The sequence below is a fragment of the Halorubrum sp. SP9 genome (genome assembly GCF_005435015.1).
In the GTDB taxonomy this organism is placed as follows: domain Archaea; phylum Halobacteriota; class Halobacteria; order Halobacteriales; family Haloferacaceae; genus Halorubrum; species Halorubrum sodomense.
This window is the reverse complement of sequence record NZ_SGXU01000276.1, coordinates 1-563: the sequence shown is the minus strand read 5'-3', so window position 1 is coordinate 563 and position 563 is coordinate 1. Positions and strand designations below refer to the sequence as shown.

Sequence of the window (563 nt, the reverse complement as noted above, 5' to 3'; positions counted from 1 at the left end):
GCGACCTCGAACGCGGGCCGACCTTTTGGGAGCGGCTCACCAGCGCCGACACCGTTCAGGAGGCGTTCAACCTCCCGTACAAGCTCCAGCCCGACTACCTCCCCGACGCCGCCGAGGACGACATCCCCGAGGACTTCCCGCGGTTCGATCTCATCGACATGGACACCGCTGTCAACCCGAGCGGCCTCCCGCAGATCGGGTACGACGAGGTGTTCCTGATCCCCGACGTGGATCTGTGGTTCGATGAGTACGTCGACCTCCGTGAGTCGGGGGCGCCCGCTCACTACGGTCCCGTCGAGGAAATGAGCGGTGCCGAGGGGCACGGCTACAAGTGGCGCTACGGACACCGTTGGGATCCCCTCAACAAGCACTCCGCGGCGACGGACGTAGTTCACCTGACCAATGTCAGTGCCTTATTTGGCGAACAGGCCTGACAAAATAATAATCAATAAGTAGCCCAAACCCGAAAATTGGCGTATGGCTGAGTCAGTAAGTTTGTCGTGTTCTGGATGCGGTGATACTTTTGAGAGAAAAGAGTACAACGTAGTAGATGCTGATGACTA

Annotated in this window: 1 protein-coding gene; it reads left to right on the top strand. The window is 58.6% G+C overall.

The window, feature by feature from the left end; translation table 11 throughout:
* A partial coding sequence (locus EXE45_RS19950) for a hypothetical protein (protein WP_158294324.1) occupies nt 1–434 on the top strand: 434 nt, incomplete at its 5' end.
* Nucleotides 435–563: the final 129 nt, after the last annotated feature.